Origin of the sequence: Bacillus aerius, assembly GCF_029894105.1 — a bacterium.
GTDB classification, from domain to species: domain Bacteria; phylum Bacillota; class Bacilli; order Bacillales; family Bacillaceae; genus Bacillus; species Bacillus altitudinis.
The window spans coordinates 122569-140607 of sequence record NZ_JARYHO010000001.1 but is presented as its reverse complement, the minus strand read 5'-3'; the positions used below and the strand labels follow the sequence as shown (position 1 = coordinate 140607).

The 18039-nt window shown below is 36.6% G+C and carries 22 protein-coding genes; all 22 read right to left on the bottom strand.

Annotated features, from left to right (window positions below; genetic code table 11):
• Positions 1–9 precede the first annotated feature (9 nt).
• The 22 genes from M2353_RS00830 to M2353_RS00725 all read right to left on the bottom strand — a co-directional run bounded on the left by M2353_RS00830 (position 10) and on the right by M2353_RS00725 (position 17684).
• Positions 10–987 carry a bifunctional lytic transglycosylase/C40 family peptidase gene (locus tag M2353_RS00830; protein ID WP_425332861.1) on the bottom strand — a complete coding sequence of 326 codons (978 nt, stop codon included), beginning with the start codon at positions 985–987 and terminating at the stop codon, positions 10–12.
• A complete protein-coding gene (locus M2353_RS00825) occupies positions 984–3341 on the bottom strand; it encodes a CD3337/EF1877 family mobilome membrane protein (protein WP_284724742.1) in 2358 nt (785 codons plus the stop codon). Before M2353_RS00825 ends, M2353_RS00830 begins: the two co-directional genes overlap by 4 nt.
• 18 nt (positions 3342–3359) lie before the next feature.
• A complete protein-coding gene (locus tag M2353_RS00820) occupies positions 3360–5861 on the bottom strand; it encodes an ATP-binding protein (RefSeq protein WP_284724741.1) in 2502 nt (833 codons plus the stop codon).
• Positions 5794–6270 carry a conjugal transfer protein gene (locus M2353_RS00815; RefSeq protein ID WP_284724740.1) on the bottom strand — a complete coding sequence of 159 codons (477 nt, stop codon included), beginning with the start codon at positions 6268–6270 and terminating at the stop codon, positions 5794–5796. Before M2353_RS00815 ends, M2353_RS00820 begins: the two co-directional genes overlap by 68 nt.
• Before the next feature lie 11 nt (positions 6271–6281).
• Positions 6282–6536, bottom strand: coding sequence for a hypothetical protein (locus M2353_RS00810; protein WP_144482204.1), 255 nt, complete (start codon positions 6534–6536; stop codon positions 6282–6284).
• Positions 6537–6548: 12 nt separating this feature from the next.
• The gene (locus tag M2353_RS00805; protein WP_284724739.1) at positions 6549–7547 is read right to left on the bottom strand and encodes a conjugal transfer protein; all 999 of its coding nucleotides are present in this window, start codon (positions 7545–7547) and stop codon (positions 6549–6551) included.
• Positions 7548–7859: 312 nt separating this feature from the next.
• A complete protein-coding gene (locus M2353_RS00800; RefSeq protein ID WP_161792792.1) occupies positions 7860–8015 on the bottom strand; it encodes a hypothetical protein in 156 nt (51 codons plus the stop codon).
• A gap of 186 nt (positions 8016–8201) precedes the next feature.
• Positions 8202–8561: a hypothetical protein gene (locus M2353_RS00795; RefSeq protein ID WP_284724738.1), complete on the bottom strand. Its 360-nt coding sequence runs from the start codon at positions 8559–8561 to the stop codon at positions 8202–8204.
• Complete coding sequence (locus M2353_RS00790; RefSeq protein WP_284724737.1) at positions 8562–9317, bottom strand: hypothetical protein; 756 nt, start codon at positions 9315–9317, stop codon at positions 8562–8564. It lies immediately after the preceding gene.
• Between the two features lie 3 nt (positions 9318–9320).
• On the bottom strand, positions 9321–10136 hold the full coding sequence (locus M2353_RS00785) for a hypothetical protein (protein WP_270126275.1): 816 nt from the start codon (positions 10134–10136) through the stop codon (positions 9321–9323).
• Positions 10120–11367, bottom strand: a complete 1248-nt coding sequence (locus M2353_RS00780; RefSeq protein WP_284724736.1) for an ATPase, T2SS/T4P/T4SS family — start codon at positions 11365–11367, stop codon at positions 10120–10122. The genes M2353_RS00785 and M2353_RS00780 overlap by 17 nt, the downstream gene beginning before the upstream one ends.
• Positions 11364–11756: a hypothetical protein gene (locus tag M2353_RS00775; protein ID WP_284724735.1), complete on the bottom strand. Its 393-nt coding sequence runs from the start codon at positions 11754–11756 to the stop codon at positions 11364–11366. The genes M2353_RS00780 and M2353_RS00775 overlap by 4 nt, the downstream gene beginning before the upstream one ends.
• A gap of 49 nt (positions 11757–11805) precedes the next feature.
• The gene (locus M2353_RS00770; RefSeq protein WP_284724734.1) at positions 11806–12060 is read right to left on the bottom strand and encodes a hypothetical protein; all 255 of its coding nucleotides are present in this window, start codon (positions 12058–12060) and stop codon (positions 11806–11808) included.
• Between the two features lie 31 nt (positions 12061–12091).
• The gene (locus M2353_RS00765; RefSeq protein ID WP_284724733.1) at positions 12092–12367 is read right to left on the bottom strand and encodes a hypothetical protein; all 276 of its coding nucleotides are present in this window, start codon (positions 12365–12367) and stop codon (positions 12092–12094) included.
• Positions 12368–12386: 19 nt separating this feature from the next.
• The gene (locus M2353_RS00760; protein ID WP_284724732.1) at positions 12387–12671 is read right to left on the bottom strand and encodes a hypothetical protein; all 285 of its coding nucleotides are present in this window, start codon (positions 12669–12671) and stop codon (positions 12387–12389) included.
• 32 nt (positions 12672–12703) lie between these two features.
• Positions 12704–13015, bottom strand: coding sequence for a hypothetical protein (locus M2353_RS00755; protein WP_165378759.1), 312 nt, complete (start codon positions 13013–13015; stop codon positions 12704–12706).
• Between the two features lie 363 nt (positions 13016–13378).
• Positions 13379–15922: a thioester domain-containing protein gene (locus M2353_RS00750; RefSeq protein ID WP_284724731.1), complete on the bottom strand. Its 2544-nt coding sequence runs from the start codon at positions 15920–15922 to the stop codon at positions 13379–13381.
• Positions 15923–15977: 55 nt separating this feature from the next.
• Positions 15978–16565 carry a hypothetical protein gene (locus M2353_RS00745; RefSeq protein WP_284724730.1) on the bottom strand — a complete coding sequence of 196 codons (588 nt, stop codon included), beginning with the start codon at positions 16563–16565 and terminating at the stop codon, positions 15978–15980.
• A gap of 42 nt (positions 16566–16607) precedes the next feature.
• Positions 16608–16922: a hypothetical protein gene (locus tag M2353_RS00740; RefSeq protein WP_041115308.1), complete on the bottom strand. Its 315-nt coding sequence runs from the start codon at positions 16920–16922 to the stop codon at positions 16608–16610.
• 6 nt (positions 16923–16928) lie between these two features.
• Positions 16929–17282: a hypothetical protein gene (locus M2353_RS00735; RefSeq protein WP_144487126.1), complete on the bottom strand. Its 354-nt coding sequence runs from the start codon at positions 17280–17282 to the stop codon at positions 16929–16931.
• A complete protein-coding gene (locus M2353_RS00730) occupies positions 17279–17410 on the bottom strand; it encodes a hypothetical protein (protein ID WP_256688939.1) in 132 nt (43 codons plus the stop codon). Before M2353_RS00730 ends, M2353_RS00735 begins: the two co-directional genes overlap by 4 nt.
• A 16-nt stretch (positions 17411–17426) precedes the next feature.
• Positions 17427–17684 carry a DUF3850 domain-containing protein gene (locus tag M2353_RS00725; protein ID WP_256688938.1) on the bottom strand — a complete coding sequence of 86 codons (258 nt, stop codon included), beginning with the start codon at positions 17682–17684 and terminating at the stop codon, positions 17427–17429.
• Between the last annotated feature and the right edge of the window lie 355 nt (positions 17685–18039).

Genomic DNA, 18039 nt, shown 5'->3' with positions numbered 1-18039 from the left:
AAATACCCCCTATTTTTTTATACGACCAAATGAAACCAAGTGGTCTCGCCAATATCCCTTTTTAAGATCAGAGTATTGGACGCCACTATCGTTACTATTATACATTCTTCCATCTCCTACATAAATTCCCACATGTGTGATGAATTTACCTTGATACGTCCCAGTGAAAAACACTAAATCCCCCGCAACCGCTTCACTTTCAGCAATCTTTTTTGTGACTCCGTATTGTTCTTGAGCTGTTCTGGGTAAAGAAATACCCGCTTTTCTATAAGCCCACTGCACAAGACCCGAGCAATCAAAACCCGTTTTAGGAGTTGAACCAGCCCATTGATATGGATTCCCTTCGTATTTAAGAGCTTCATTCATAATGACTTCATACCCTTCAATAGCTCCATTCACTGGTTTAACGCTGACACCGCCTTTTAGATAACGAAAGACGTGATCAACATAATTGGGATCACCATAGCTTCGCCAACCTAATTTCAAGGCTTGAAATTTGCTAAATTCTAGCGCAAGAGCTTTTGTATACTTCCCTCCACGTTTTTTCACGAAGTCAATAAATCCTCCTCCGTAGTTATAAGACTGCAATGTTAATCGAACGTCTCCCCCTGCCTTTTCAAAAACAGCCGCAAAGTGTTTTATACCAACTTGTATCGAATATTCTGGATTGGTTATCGTATTAGGCGGCAAACCTATTGATTCACTTGACTGCATGATGTCAAGATAGCGTCCTCCACTCTCCTGCATCGTGAGAGCCATGATGATATTCAATTGATCGTAAACCCCTTCTTTGCGAGCATATTTTTCAAAAATGTGACGAAGCCTTTCGATCTCTGGCGCAATGCCATTTGTAACGTACTCATCATCACCACCGCCAATTTCTTCTTTTTGGTTACTGCCCCCAAATATCAACACAACCACAATCAACATCCCCCCCAAAAATGCGATTGGAAGAACAGTAAAAAAAGCCGTCAATAGCTTTTTCATGATCCATTCCCTCCTCGATCATTTTTGCTTTGACGGCTCTCTATGTGATCTAACTCAATTTTTACATGTTTTGGTTGCTGCTTTTTAGTTTTTGGTTGTGTATTTGACGTTGCATTTGACGTCTTAACTGTTTCAGTATCAATTTTTGGAACAGTAGTTGAAGTTTTTGGTGTACTTCTATTTCTGTCTGGTTGAATTTGTTCACTAGACACTTGATCATTTCTTTCTACACCAACATTAGCAACAGTGTTCAAAGGCTTTTGATTAATCACATTTCCTTCTGCTAACGCTTTTTCATTAAAACCTTGATCGCTTCTTTCAACATCAATTTTAGGAACTGACGTTGAAGCCTTCGAGTTATTGGTCTTTTCTTTGGCAATATGTTCTTTAATTTGATCACTTCTTTCAACATCCATTCTAGGAATAGATGATACTGGTTTTGTGTTTTTCCCTTTGCTTTCTGCTTCTAGATTTTCTTTAGTCAACTGGTCATTCCTGTCTATATCAACTTTCGGTAAATAATTTGATGATGTTGGACTACTTTTTCTTCCTTCGGATTCCAAATCAGCTTTTGTTTGTTCACTTCTATTCACATCAACTTTCGGCAACTTAGAAGCGCTTGTACCTGTTTCCTTTTGATCCGTTCTTTCCACATCTTCTCCGTCTACTGTATACATTGGTGGATTATAATCATCAGCTTTTGTATCTACATTTGAACCATCAAGCTGCCGTCCTCTTTCAACTTCTTTTCTCGGAGAAGCATCACTCTTAAGAGAATTATTCTGTGAAGTTCGATCAAATTTAGATTTAGAATTTCCGTCAGTTGATTGATTTGGCGCACTTCGTTTATTTACTAACTGTTGTTCTTCTTCCGCTTTTTTCTTTTCTTCAGCAGCTTTTTTAGCATCACGCTTCTTTTTCCATTCACTAAAACCATTACCAACCTTCTTCATCCCATCAAATGAGGGCTGTACAACCTGTTTTCTAGTATTTTCAAGTAGATTAGCATCCACCGATTGAACTTTACCAGCCGTAACAAAATTGATGATCTTGTCACGTTTTAAAAATGAAATGATGAGAATAGCCGACATTACAACCACATTTAGAAAATACATCCCTAAATTTGTTGGAGGGATAGTTTTAGTTGTAATGACACATATTACATAAACAAATATAAGCACAAGAGTAAGTAAAGCTTTCATGACAAACAATGCGAACATCCGCCCCAACGAGACAAAACCACTATATGCAAATTGTGGAACGTAAGACAGGATAAAGGCAAAAGGAAGAAAGAAAGCAATCGCAAGTACAATAATTTGAATTAAGAAATTCAGAAAGGCAATTAAAAAGAATGGTATCCCTAGAGAAATGGCAGCCAACATACCTATAAACGAATAACCTAACTGCGCGAAAATATTACCTTCTGCAATACTCTGATTTTTATATTCCTTTATTTCTTTTTTATTAATAAATTCTTTCTTCGCACTTTGACCATCACTGGTCAACCTAAAAGATAGCAAAGTGTCTATACGATTTAAACCACCTTCTCCATCACCTTTTTTCAAAATTGTCTTTTCATTTGGTGTACCATAATTGGTCACCAAGTATGGATTTTTCATCGCTGCATCAAAATAAAAATTTCTTAATACAGCCGTTGTTCCTTCAAGTTCTTTTCCTTTTTTTACGTCCTCCACACTCAAGGAAGAGTCACTTTTATTAGAAAATGTTTTGACTATTTTATTGCCCACTGTAATTAATTTACCTTGACCTTCAATGGATAAAGCATTAAGAGACTCTACCCAATACCCCGCTTTACTGACCCATAGGCCTGCCACAATCATCACCACAAAGAATAAAACGAAACGTCTCATACCTTCCTTAAAACTTCCCCGAACCAAAAACAGATAGACTACAAAGCCTATCATGAACACAAAGATTATTTCCCCGAAACTTTTTTTCAGGACGTTGTACGTTTCTTTCGATACACTCGTAATAGCATCACTAAAATTATCAATTAGCTCGGCGCTCATAAATAAATCCAGAGCCTGGTCAACAATCATCACTATAGCTTGTGTGAAACTTAACATCACGTTTGATAATGCAAGAATATTGCCTTTTATGATTCCTGTTTCCGCTTCATTTTGAGCTTGATAATGCTGCAATGGAAACCGACTTATTTCAAGCTCGACTCCTCCAACTTTTTCAACTTTTGGTTTTACAGTTTTATCACCTTCTTTATCGTCAGCTAAAGCAAATGAAAAAGCAGAAGTTAATAGAATAACCACGATTGAGAAAATCAATAATATTTTCCGTTTTATTTGAATCGCCCCCGATCTGCAAACAAAAAAAGCCATGCTGCTTCACATGACTTCCTACAAGTATTGTTCTTCTGCATACGCAACATCACTTTTATTAATGGTCTCAAAAGCACCCATCCACTCATCAAACAAGCATTCAATGGAGATTTTAGCAGTACGCCCATAAATGTCCTTAAATAAGCATTGACCTTGAAACATAGATTCAAGCATTTTTTTGTTTTCCTCACTCGGTTCAAGATTCATCCATTTCAAGACTTCTTCACGTTCGTTTGGCTCATCGAAAGCAAAAGCGACACCGAAATTCCCTGTGTCATCCTCATGTAAAGCATCCTTTGTTGATTGTGAGATGAAGAACTCAGCATTGTTGTAAGAACGCCCAATACGTCTCATTTGACGCTCTACTTTTTTCCCCTGTGGTGAAGCAGTAAATATCCATGCTTCATCAATAAATTCCGTTGTTTTTTCTTCTGCATTCATTCCAAAAAGCTCACAAAACTTACCAAGCGCAAACATGACCGCACTTGACTTTAATTGTGACTTCGTGAAATTTTCTATACGTTCCCCAAAGTCTGGTAAGTCCATGTTCTCAACTTCTAAAATCGTCATTCTCTCTGTTAATGACAAGGAAGGATTCGAACCGTCATGAATAAGTAACTTCATGATTGAGTCTTTAACAGACTCAAAAAGATTGTCTCCTGCATCCCTCACAATCTCATTTTTATGCTGCTGCATTTCATAAATAATGTGGAGTGATCCAACTTGATCACCACGTTCTTTTCTTTCAAGAACATTTGAGATCGCCCTTAAAAAAGCAGTACTTACAGTATCCTTGTCTTTGAAGTTATAAATTTGTTCAAAGATGACCTCTATTAAATCCTTGGCTTTACTTGCTGGCATAAAAGACACAGGGTCCAATGCACCCCAGTTTTCTTTTTTCTCGTGATCAAGCGTTATAAAGTGATATTTCTCTAAATGCTTAATATACAAAGGGAAATCTTTACGAGTTTGTGGGTTGCTGATAACTTTTCTAATCCATTTCCTCATTTCCTTTTTCGGGTCGATGTACAGCGATTTAATATCCATAAAGGATATATATGTGTACAACAACTTTGCGAGGAAAGACTTACCATTACCTGTATCGCCTGTAATTAAACAATGCGGCGATCTGGTTTTAGAACCTTTGATTTGTTGGTTTGCTAAGAATGGATGAAAAAGAACAAAATCACGACTTGATCGAATAGCGCTTTCTAAGTCAGTGTGTTTGTCAAACCGATCACCCCATCCTAAAAAGAAGCCAATCTTTGAACCAACAAAAGAATCAACGCCTAGCAAACATTCTGCTAATCCATTTTGGGTTGTCTTCTGAATCCAATTTTTATCCATCAAATCCAACTTTTCAGCAGGTAGCATTTTATAAAAAAGTGAAAGTTGATCAGCAATAGGAATCCTGCATTTAATTCCTGCCCCTTTTAGGTGTCTCACGACTAATCGAGCCTTTTCAGCGCATTCTTTTTTCGTGCGTCCGTCAACAATCACAACCGCAAGCCAGTTGATCAAAGACACTTCCTCTTTTTTGATTTTATTTTGAAGGTCTTTGACGAGAAACGCACTTGTCATGGTTGACTGGTCGCTTTCGTCTCCAACACTATACTTTTCATTTTGTTCTTCTCGAAGCTGCTGATGTTTTATATTCAAAGCCGTCTTTGTCATCGACTTACTTTCAACTTTTGCTTTTATCTCGACCTCTACAGGGAACGGTAAAGACTGTACTTCATAAAAAAGGTTACTGTTTGCCATGTTGTCTAAAAATTCGTCAACAACAATCATTGAAACATAACCCTCATCTTGATCACTAACGAGCTTTAACGCCCCTGGAGTCGTTGGATCAATGACTGTATTCGTGATGGATTGAATGTCTCCACTTTCACTTTCTTCCGCAACATCATGATACAGCCCCCTCACAAAATGATAACGATTGATATATTTCAGCTCACTCTCTTTCAATCGCTGACCAAAAACCGAAGTGACTGTACTTGCCAAGTCATCTTCAATTTCTTTATACTGCTTAAAAAATTCGGCTGAAACATCTTGCTCCCACCCAAGCATATTTACAACGGTGTCTGTGACAGTGTTAAACATAGATACAACGTTATCTTTAATATCAGCATCCAAACTAAGTAATGTCTTATTTAGCTTAATTCCAATGATGAAGTCGGGTCTTGTCAATCTTCCCAAGCGCTGCTTCATCACACTCACAGTTTCCCCCATATAGTATGAAGCCACTTCTAAAGCATCCTCATGTATATCCTTTTTCAATACATTCAAACGCCCTTCGAGATCAAAGCGACTCGGATACATCATCAAATGGAAATCTTCATACTCTGTTATTTCCTCGTAAAATGATGTCCAACTGTCTTTATAATTATCTATTTCACTTTGGTTTCTGCTTGGAATCGAGCTACTTTTGATCCGATAGTACGCCCAAACATCACCGGATCTGGTCAAGATCATGTTGTTTAATATGCTCTTCATTGGCGTTCTCAGATTCACCACCATTTTTTCGCACCACCTTTACTAAAGATTTGAATTTTATTTCTTGATCATTCGCAAAGTCTATTACTTTGTCGTTACAATATTTTTTCTTTGGCAATTTGATTAGTACAATGTACTTTATCAAACCTAAAAAATATAGATAGATATTTTTCCCTTCCGGTTTGATCTTTGAGACTAGAATTGTCAGACCAAGAGGAATACCAAAGATCACGATCACAAAAGTATTTTCAAAGGCACTAGGAAATATCTTCCTAACACCTAAGAAAAAACCGAAACTAATTGCGACAAAAATAAAGTAGTTGATCATGGGGATCAACTCTATCGCAAACGGTAAACTATAATTTTCAGTTATTCTTTGAATTTTCTTTGGTTCCCTCATCGCTTTGCGATAGTTAAATACAAACCTCGACACACTATCACCTCTTACATCGTTTTAAGTAATGCACCAACCCAACCTGTGACAGTAGACCAGTTTTGAATGCACCATACACCAGCACTTGTAAACACTATTGCACCCACCATTTTACCGATACTTACTTTCGCAAGATGCTTTGTAATTAAGTACATAGCTATAATTGCTATAATCTGCGCAACAATTTGCTTCCCCCAACTTTGTACACCGCCTATTGTTGGTAAGTCTGCTTTGGCTCCTAAGATCAGATAATCTAAAAACTCCATTTTTTCCACTCCTTATTGATGTTTTAATTGATTTACATAATACTGACCACTGTTTTTGGTTACGAACAAAGTAAATCGTTCTTTTACAGGTATGCTCGTTTCTTTTTCTTTGAAAATGACAACAGAAGATATTTCAAAGCCATCATCATTTTTGAAAATGCTGAAGTTTTCAACATCACCAAATACCAAATGACCGTTTAATGTCTCTGGTTTCTTCATGATATATGACATGTCATCTTTTGATTCTTCCGCATATTTTCGGAAGAATTTATTTAGAAATTCTTTTATACTTGCTGACTGATCCCCGTCATATTCCTCACGTTCCTCTGAAGAACTAGGAATATCAGCTTTAAGATCGTATATTTCTGAAAGATAAGGCGTACCACTCACAGCAAACTCGTCACCTTTATGTTTCACAGGGATATTTAATAATGCTGATTTATCAACCTTGTGTTCTTTCTTTTTGATCTTTACTACATTCGCATAATTCACCTTATATTGAAAAAGTGAATCCCCATCCCCTTTTTTGACATTGTAGAGGACATAATCATTTAACACTCGATCTCCCTGCGCACCAGATGTATCAAACCATGTTTCTTGGTCTGTCTCATCATCAATAACAAGATATTTCATCAAGGTATTTTGACGCTGTTCAGCAGCAGCCCTTTCATTTTTTACGTTGATATATTCAGTTACGAAGCCCGACAAAAAACGTTCCCCTGCCACAATAGAAACTTCCTCTTTCTGCTTACTGTTTTGTTCTTGTTGTCTCGCAAGATCGTTCAAAGCTGACCTATTGCTAATAGACAACAAGACTGCCATGAAAGCGAAAAAGACAAGCGCCCCAATTATTGACCATACTCCGACCGCAATCATTTTTGAACGATCTTTTGGAATAGATTTTGGCTTTTTCTCCGGTTTTTTAACACTTTTCAGCTTCTTCTTAAAAGCTAAAAACAATGGATTTTTTTCAATGGCCACCTTACTGCCATGTGTCTTTTCCTTTTTCATTTTCCCCCTCCTTTTCGTTAATAAATGACCACTTGAGCAAACGGATGCAGCAACAAACCTTCCTTCAAGATTCTTCGTCATCACCATGTCGCATAAGAATGATAGTAATGACAATAGAAATAGAAAGTATCTGCAAAAATTGTGTCAGCATTTTAGATGTAGAAGTCACACCTAGAAAATAAAGCAATAATGCGTTAACTAGAATGCAAGAAGCAGAAGCAATAAAGCAAAAGAAAAACGTCTTTAGCATAGATAAAGCAACCTCACTTTTTAATAAAAAAGAGCAAGCCCCGAAAGACTCGCCCTAGAAAATTACTTCTTAAAAATTCCGAGAAGTTGTGATTTCATTCCGTTTAAAATTTCTGGAATCAAATCTGGAAAGAATCCATTTACTGCTACTCCCATAACTACAATTACTCCTGCTGCAACCATTCCCCAACCAATTTCCGTGATATTTTGACCTGTCATTTTTTCATTCTCCTTTAGTTATCTTTTTTAATACATACCTTCTGTGATGCTTTCAACAAACACTTGAATCCCTGTCATAAAATCAGGGTAATGACTTTTAAAAATATAAACACACATTCCAAAGACCACAGCCCAACAGGATAGCATTCCAATCCTAATGATATGACCGCTCATTTACCTCCCCCCTTACCTAATTAAAGAAAGCGCCCCTCCTTTTACCTCGATCACTTCTTTATGACCACCAAGCTGAAAGTTATACGTTGTGGTAATTTTATAAGTGACCTCGCTACCATATGGCAAAGTCTTGTTTAAAGAGTCGCTGTGAACTTGAAAACTGCCCCCATACGCTTCTTTGTTCTTCTTCTCAATTTCTGATAGAGCATTTGAATTTAACCCCCCATTCCTCTCTATTTGATAGTTAACTTGTTGCTTAAAATCATTAGTCTGATTCAATCGAATACAATATCCTGTCACATCAACAATTAAGGAGATTGACAGAAGAACAATATAGATTTTTAAAAACGTTATTTGAATGCCGTCTAACATTTAACCGCCCCCAAATTGAATAGCTTTTAGACTATCCACTAGAAGAGAAATGAAAAAGACAAGCACGACAGCAACTACAGGCATTGTTATTTTCATTGGAAAATTCAAAAACTTTCCATGTTTGTATTCAATAATGTCATCCACCACTAAGAATAATTGTTCGCTAGTCATCTTCCCAAGCTGATAGATAATCGAATCATCCTTTGAATTTTGATAATGCTCAAAGAGCGTTATCATAAAGAGCTTTGACCTATCGCTGCCACTCGTTCTATTGGCAAAATCTATAAACGGCTTAACATCATCGGGACGTTCATGTAAGTCTATTAGCAAATCCTGCAAAGCATCTTTTAGAACACCATCTTTCTCCCTTTCTTTCATTTTTTGAAATGCAGAATAGATTGTTGTCTTGTTTTCCAATAAATAAATATAAATTTCTTTGGAAAACTCCAAGAATACTAGCTCCTTTTGAAAGCGAGCAGCATTGAATTTTGACTTAACTCGCAAATACTCATAGAAATAAAAAGCAACCGCAAGTCCTAAAAACACTAATGAAATCATGGGTTTCAGAAAGAATATGGGAATACCCATCAGTAAAAACAAACCAGCCTTAAACAAACGTTGCTTTTGAAAACTGTTCACATTAGTTTCATTTAAGTAATCGATCATTTTTTCCAAGTCACTTTCGGCGATCTTCTCCAAAAAAGAAAAGACCGTCATAGATTGACCGTCTAAATCTGTTTTCTTTTTATTTTTCACGACTTAAATCTTCACCTCCGTTACGGTGTCATCGAAGAACTTTTTATTAAAAGAGTGGTACAGCCCAAATATAATAAGCAGGTACAAGGAACTCGTAATCATTCCCACCATAGTATGTGCATAGATGTTGATGAATTTTGGAATGGTGAACGAAAACATCAAAGCCCCAATAAATGCTACTGAATAAAAAATCATCGTATTAAAGTCACGTCTACGAGCTTTTTTCATTTGAATAAATTTTTCCTGCTTCACTAGAATTTGATTGTGAAAATTTTTAGTGTCTCGTAATGAATCAATAGATGTGTGCCCTTCGATTAACATAATCGCCAGTTGTTCCATGAACTGATCAAATTGCACATCACTTTTATAAAAATCTCTCAACACACGAAACGCTTCAATTACTTCTTTTTCAGTTCCATCAACCAAGACAGCTCTTAAATCAATGAGTTTTTCTTTCAATTCCCCTTCTGCATAACCAGTACAGGTAGAGAAGGTTTCCAATAAAGTCATATTCTCATTGGTCAGCATCTGCGTCATATTGTTCAAGAACCTGTGTCTTTCTTCAAGGGCTGCTCTTTCATAGTCGTTCTTGACCTGTCTTTGCATTAGAAAGAACCACCCGTATAAGCTCCCTATAAATCCACCAACCAAAGCTATCCACCAGTAATGAAAAAGGAGATATGAAAACCCACCAAAGCAAAGAAAAGGGACTACAGCGAATTTAACATATGCCTTCTTTTTTAATGGTTGCCCAAATGCTTGAGCCATCGCATGAATTTCATTTAACCTATAGAGTTTCCTCTTACGTATTAACTTCATGCATAGTCAACCTTTCAGCAAGTTTTTCTTGCAACTCAATCGGAACTAATTTTTCCATCATTCTTTTGACAAAGTTGCTGCTTATCTTTCCACCATCATGATATCTGAAACCATCATTTGTTAGATCACACCTAAAAACCGTCAAGACTTCACCACCTGGCAAAAACTCCACGATCTCTTTGAGATACCTAATTACTTTTCCATCTTTCCCAGTAATCTTTTCAAGATGCACTCCGAAATCTAAATATCGGTGAAGGTCTTCTTTCATTGATTCCTCATCAATTGCATCCCCCATCTTCATCATATTAATAAGTCTCGATACGATAGCTCGTGCACTTTCTGAATGAAGTCCAGCAATTAATCTATGACCAGTCAAGGCAGCCTGTATCATTTCACTGGCTTCTTTACCTCTAACTTCCGCAGGAATCATCCAAACTGGATTATTTCTTAGTCCAGCTTTCACCAAATCTCCAATGCTTGTAGAAGCATTTGTTACCCATGATTTGATATCCTTATCGGGAAATAAAGTTTTTACATGGCTCTCTGGTGTATCCTCGATCATGATAATATGATCTTTGTAGTCAATCATGGAAATCAATAGTTTTTGTAATTCTGTTTTGCCAGTGCCAGTTTCTCCACTGATAATGACATTTGATTTTGACGCTATAATTGCTTCAAAAATTGCATAGACATATTCTGGCGCAAAAGCAGCAAAATTGTCTTTAGTAAGCGCCAATCTCGGTCGTACAATTCGCAATGCCATTGTAGTTCCATATTGAGCTATATTTTTGTGAACAGCATTTAAGCGCAAATTTCCATAGGTTGCATCTATAATTGGAGAATTGGGTGTAAACTCTTTTTTGCATGCATTTCCAAATTTTTTAATGATCTTCACAATATACTCTTCGTCAATTTTCCCATATCGTATTTTCCCTGTGTTTGTTACAACATCAAGGTGTGTACCATTGAAGGAAATATCAGTAACGTCTTTATATTGCTCCATGATTTCTTCAATTACTCCGAACCCTACAATCTCCCTCATGGAATATTCCAATTCATCATCACTCAAATGGGGAAAATCTTTTTTGAGTGTTTCTTTCATCTTCTGTCTCTCTTGTGAATCAACGTAAGCATTCAACAAGTCAGAAGGATAGTGTCGTTTCAAATGCGCCCGAACCTTCTCTATCAATTGCTTTCGTTCATCAACCGCAATATTCGCAGCATTATTCATTTACGTTCCCCTTTCGGCTTATCGACGACTAATGTCGTCCGATAGGTTTTCTTTTTTTCGTCAGTCAAAGCAATTTTGACAGCTTTCATTTTCCCATCTGTGTCTTTTAAATAATGATATTTGAAAGATGCTTTCCCAAGATTTACGTTGGATTTTTCCTTAAAAGAGCTTTCGAAATTCAATTCAAAAGCCCTTTCGGATAATTCAACCTTTCCTTCTTCTGTGCGGATGCTGTTGTCCACGTTTCTCATACTGGCTATACGAGCCGATTCATTCATAGTGTTGATAATGCTATGTTGCTTGTAATCAGTCGTATAGTAATAGACAAGTATACTGACAACCAATATCGCAAACGCCAGTAAGATCATTTTTAAGGGTAATTCTTTCAAATCCCCTCCCTCCTTTCAAAAATAGTTAATTATAGAGCCAGTATCTGTCTCATTCTCTTTTTTCTAAGGTCAAATGATCAAATAACCATGATCGCCAAAGATGATCTCCTTTTCCTTCATTTCTCACAAAAGTCACCGCCAGCCTATGGCGAACTCCTTCGATTTTGACAAATTCCACAACGATGGCTTTTTCATCTACTGGAAAATAATCAAGTTCCATCATTATGTTGTGAAAGACCCCTAAACATCCGACTCTTTCTAACTCATTTATCAAGTCATTTTGATTCTTTAAGTCGTAACTCAATTTCCAATACCTCCTTATTCACCTTTAATTTTCATTCGTTTTTTTCCAGCCACAAACAATCAAAGCGACACACAGGTAAAGCAGCTATAGGCGTTTCAGCATTTTCATTCGAGCCATCAATTGTAAAGAAGACTCGCAAAATATAAGAGTCTTCTCCTTCCTCCAAATTGCCCTCAACCTCAAACGACTCTGCCCCACTTGCAACATTCTTCCTTAAAGCTCTCAGAAAAGAGCCGCTAGGAGATTGAGAACCAACCCTTTGCAGCTCTTTTTGGAAAGTAGATATGTTTTCAAAAACAAATGACATTATTTACAACCTCCTTTCGTTAATTTTGCAGTTCAAACCCCTGATAAAAAACATCAACATATGTTTCTCCGTCTCTCTCTTCTGGAAACTGGGCTTCAAAATCCACTTTCAAAATAGATTCCTTTCCATCCATTTCAATTTTCTTGCGAACGGTAATCGTTCCAAGAAATTCTTCAATAGTCCTAGCAGACCCAATTTGATCTGTCGCTTCTAACCAGATACTTTCCCATGCAATTCTAGCCTTTTTTTCAATCTCTCTTAGCTCACTAGCAAATTGCAAACCGTTAGCAAAATTTAAAATCATTGTTTTTTTCCTCCTATATTTTAGAAAAGATTTCATTTTAAAAATATGCTGTACCCCATATAGCACAATTCTATTAATTCCGAATGATTTTCTGGTGGGATCACCCTAAACTCTAATCGTATTAATTTTCCTTCTAGAAATTCATCGTCTATTATCTCTTCTCTACACACATAAACTTCTGTCCTATCTATTTCTCCAAATGAATTAAGAGATTCTTCAAGGGCTTCCGAGTATATTGATTCTTCATCATCTAATAGACCATTATCCTCTAAATCAAGAATATATTGATCTCTGTTAGTAAGATAAAAAGCTTTAGTTTTTACAGTTTTTTGATCCTCACACATGGCATTACATTCACCTCCTTTTGAGACAAAAAAAGGACAGTCTTTTGACTATCCTTTAATAATCTTTTTTTACATATCTCTCTTTATTTCAAACATTAAAAGTAAAATTGGTGTTATTCCGCCAAAGATGCACAGCAGCATTTCCAAAAACACCACCCCCTCAACATTAAGAACTCATCCCCCTATTCCCCCACTCATGGGGGACTCCCTCGCCGGTAGGCAGCTCAAAAGGTGTGGTGACCTTTTGAGACATTAAAAGGGTTTGGGGGCGCTGATTGTTTCAACTCCTTAATGCTCCCTGCGGTGCGCTTACCGTTGACACAAGCCGCATTCGCATCACCTGTGTTTATTAGTGGTCAGAGTTTAACGAGACATAACCCAATCTAAATCTTTTTTCGTCCAACCGTCTGGTAGACCATTCGGAAATGGATTGTCCGCATACACAGGTTTCAGCAGCACTTCATCTTGATCTATCGTCTTTGAATCCATATGAGCATACATAGAAGCGTAAAGTTCTAATTGTTCGGTGACTTCTGCTTTTATTAAATTGACACCCATTGGCTTTGACTTGATTTTCGTTTCATAATTCCCCAATTCTGTCCAAATAGGAGAATAGAATTTACGTCCACCATCTACAAGATCATACGAAATTCTTTTGTCTTTATCATTCACCTGTTGATCGCTGAATAGGTTGCCTGTGTGTCGCTCAACGTTTATATGCGGAAGCTCATACACAAGGTCATAGACTGACGTTTCGCCCTGTTTTTTGTTAGTCGCTTTCGTTTGTTCCATGATGATCAATGAGCGATCACCGTTTTTTTTGTACGTCAAATAACTATCGACTAAACGTGTGGGAACTTCAAAGTCAAATGATGGCTTAATGCTGCCGCCAATTTCATTTTCATAGTGAAGATCAATTTCCCTCATGAATCCATAGCCTGTTTTCTTTTTTGGAATTTCCATCAATGGAAAGGCCAGTCTTTCATAAAAGACTTTTTCTGTTGTGGGTGTTTTTTCAGTCATCACAACGCCTTTGTATGAAAATTCCTTTTGCTTTTCAGAAGTTGCTTTGATAGTTTTTTCGCTTGCTGCATATCCATCCGTACTTAATTCGGATGCAGCAGCATCAATTTTGAAATCACTTTTGTCGAAGCCTGTGAATTTCACAGTGTAAAGAGCCTTGTCATTAACCTTCAAATACTTCGCAGGGATTTTCATATCAATCTTCTTAGGTAACTCTTTTGCTGTATACGTTTTTGATGTGACCTTTGTTGAGCCACGATATAGCCCTACTGTGATTTTTTTGTCAGCCATATCTTTCAAGCTAGACTTGTAATTCAATTCCTTTGATAAATACACTTTGACAGGAAGACCCTTTTCCCATTGCGCTGTATATATTTGCAGTTTTTCAAAGCCTAATTTTGCAAGTGGCTTATCATAATAATAATTAATCCTGATGTTTTTTGCCCCCACTGTTCCGCTTTCTTTGTCTCCGTCAGTCCTTACATAACGATAGGTGTATTCTCCACTTTTGATAGAAGGGTGCTTTTCTGCATACTTTTCTCCACGCACCTTTTTGTAATTCTTTGTTTCCTTGATCTTATCGCCTGTACGGTTGTCATAATAATTAACCGTCACAGATCGCTCCAAATTGTAATAAAACTTAATGGTCACATCTTTGTTGCCTAATGTGCCTGTTTTCTTTTTCAGATCAAAAGGGATAAATTTTTCTTTTCCTTTAGTGATAGACGCTTTAGGCGCAAATGAATACGAGGAACCTATGTTTCTTGTGTAGCTTTCTTCCTCAAGAAGCTTACCCGAATACTTATCAATGTGCTGCACATTGATTTTCTTCTGGCGCACTTCAAATTTTGCGGTAAAAGACGTCTTATCATCTGGGTCTCTATATACGTCCATCATTCCCAAAACTTGTGTATTTCCACCCACAGGCTTTGTAATCAAAGGCTGATACCTTTCTCTCTTACTTCCATAAAGGTCACCAGTAGAATAATTCAATCCGACCCCCATACCAGCTTCTAATCGTATCCGTTCATTTCCATGAACAATCATTTTTCCACCAGTAATCTTTTTCCCTGTACTTTCATTAATAATTGTCACATTGTTAGGAACTTTTATGTTTACACTATTTGATTTATGCGATTTAAACGTTGTGGATTCTGTAACTTGCTTGTTTCCTTTTACAGAAACAGCAAGTTTTCTTTTGGAGAAAGTCGTTCTATTATCAGGCACTTCGCCATTAATCACTTTATCCCACAGCTCATCATACTTCTTTAAATTCTTACCACTGCCGCCATTTGAATAAATTCGATCTAAGACTAACGAGGTAACAACTATACCCAAATCTTCCTCACTGCTTTTAAAGATGTTTTCTTGACCACCCCAACCATAATAAAGCGCCCTTTGCACCTTTTCATTATTATATGGAACAGATTCATCATATTTTGCCCCAGTACCAGGGGTAGGTTTAGAGTGCTGAAAACAAAAAGCAATCTTACCATCAACCTTAAATTTCCCAACAACCGAACCACCATAATTTATCTTTCCTAAATAAGTTATTTTCGGTGGTGCTGCATCTGCCTTTTTTAATGAAATAAAATAAAAGGCCAATGAAAGCAATCCTTTCTTCTTTTTCTCAATCTCATTTTTTGTTAGAAGAGTTTGACCAATATCACCATCATTTAATAATTTATCGAATTTTGCTTTTTCATAATCGCCACTAACTTTCATATAAAGCGATTGACCACCCACGACTAGAAAACCATCTTCATTTATAGAGAATCCTAGCGTTTGGTCGCTTTCTATTGGTCTGTCATCCCTTTGAATAGTAAAGAGTAGAAAGAAAAGAGTAAGTGATAAAAATATCAACAGAGCCTTTTTCAATAACACTAACAACTCCTTCTTTTCAAAAAGAAAAGGATATTCCGAAGAATACCCTTAACTTTTATTTATTCAATTCATCCCAAGGAACATCCAAATCTTTTTCACTGTAAGTGTGTTTGTCATATGAATAAGTACTTTCTCCACTTCCAGCATGATTTTCAATCTTTCCTTGTCCTGTTTTCTTTCCGTTACTTGTAGAATTATTTGCAGGCGTTTTTTTAGGTACAGCAGTTGATTTTTTTGGCTGAACATTTTTTGAAGGACTGGAAGAACCAGCAGTATTTCTATATACTTGCGTTTGTTGTTTTTTCACAGGAGCTTCACTAACACTATTATTGTTGTTCTTTTTCGGTTCATTGGAAGCAACGATTCTTTCTTTTTGTTTAGGCTGCTCACTAATAACCTGCTTTTGTTTCTTTTCTACTTTCTTTACTTTCTTAGGTTTAGATTTCTTAACTTCTTTTACTTCCTTCTTCTTTACTTTTTTCGCTTCCTTTGTTTCTTTTACAACAGCAGCCGTTTTGGTTTCCTGTTTATCTTGTGTTTCCTGCTTCGCTTCATTTTTAGCATTAGCAGATAACCCCCAAATAGAAACACCGATCAATGCGCCCGCCAACCCTAGACTAATTACAACTTTTTTCGCTTTCATAGTCTCCCCAACCTTTCTCTTTTGCTTTTATTCTTAATACAATTATACCATTTTTTGTTCTTTTTTTACATCAAAATTTTGTGTTTTTTCCAAATAATTGATGTAATTTACTACCTTGCTATATACTTGCCGAACACTGCTTTTATCAAGAAATATCTTGGTACTGGTCATTCGTCCGTCATCCATAAATTTCGTTTTATAAAATGAATAACGATATTCTGAATAGCCTTTTATTCGCTCTCCCTCAACCACTAAAAACCATTCTCTACTTATCTGCCTTACATAAACCTTAGAAGGAACACCTATCATAAAACCCAAATTAAATAGTCTATGATCTAACCCTTTCCATTGGCTCATGATGACTCACCTATTCCACCAATCAACAACAAAAGCAATTCCATTATGCAGGAGTAAAAAAACTAATAGAAACATGCCAACGATATAGAAGAAAGACATGTCTAAATCGCACATTTTCCTAATTAATCTTTTAAGCAAACTATCTTTTTTCACATAATGATATATATGCGTAAAGATCACACATAAAGGACCAAACACAAAAATAGTTATTCCTAATGCATTCATCAAATCACTTTGTTGAACATAAAGAAAAGACGCTAAAACAGCCATTAAAAGATAAAAATTCAACAACAAAGAAAGTATCGGAACTAATACTGAAAAGCAAATAAAAGCGAATTTTTGATAACCTTCATACTTCATACGGCTTCATCCTTATCAACAGAAAGATCAATGTCCTTCGTTAATACTAAAACTGCTTCGGCAATGTTTTTATAGTTAGGCTCATTGGACTCAACAACAAGGATTTTTGTGTTTAATTTATTCGCCAAAGTCATCCCCCCATATTTACACAGCTTCATCCAGTCGAAGCCTTTTAAAATTCAAAACAACATAGTCATCTTGCTGCTGATAATCCGTAATGAAGCTAATTCTTCCTAATACGCACCTCCCTGTATAACTCCCATCTTTATACTCACGTAACTGGATCAAATCCCCTACTTTAAAATCTCTATCATTTTTTCGTATTTCAAAGCATTTGTGACCTGTTTTACAAGCCCAAAAGTATTGAGGTAGTATTTTTAATTCATGAAATCCTTCCTTCAAGAAAACCTCCCCTTTCTTATCCAAAGAAAAAAGGACAGTCATTTGACTATCCTTTTAAATCTTTATTCAAATACCTCTCTTCGATTGGAACAACAAAAGTAAAATTGCTGTAATTCCGCCAAGCATGAACAGCAGCACTTCCAAAAACAGCACCCCCTCAACATTAAAAACTCACCCCCCTATTCCCCCAATCATGGGGGACTCCCTCGCCGGTAGGCAGCTCAAAAGGTGTGGTGACCTTTTGAGACATTAAAAGGGTATTGGGGGCGCTGATTGTTTCAACTCCTTAATGCTCCCTGCGGTGCGCTTACCGTTGACACAAGCCATATACGCATCACCTGTGTTTAATAGCATT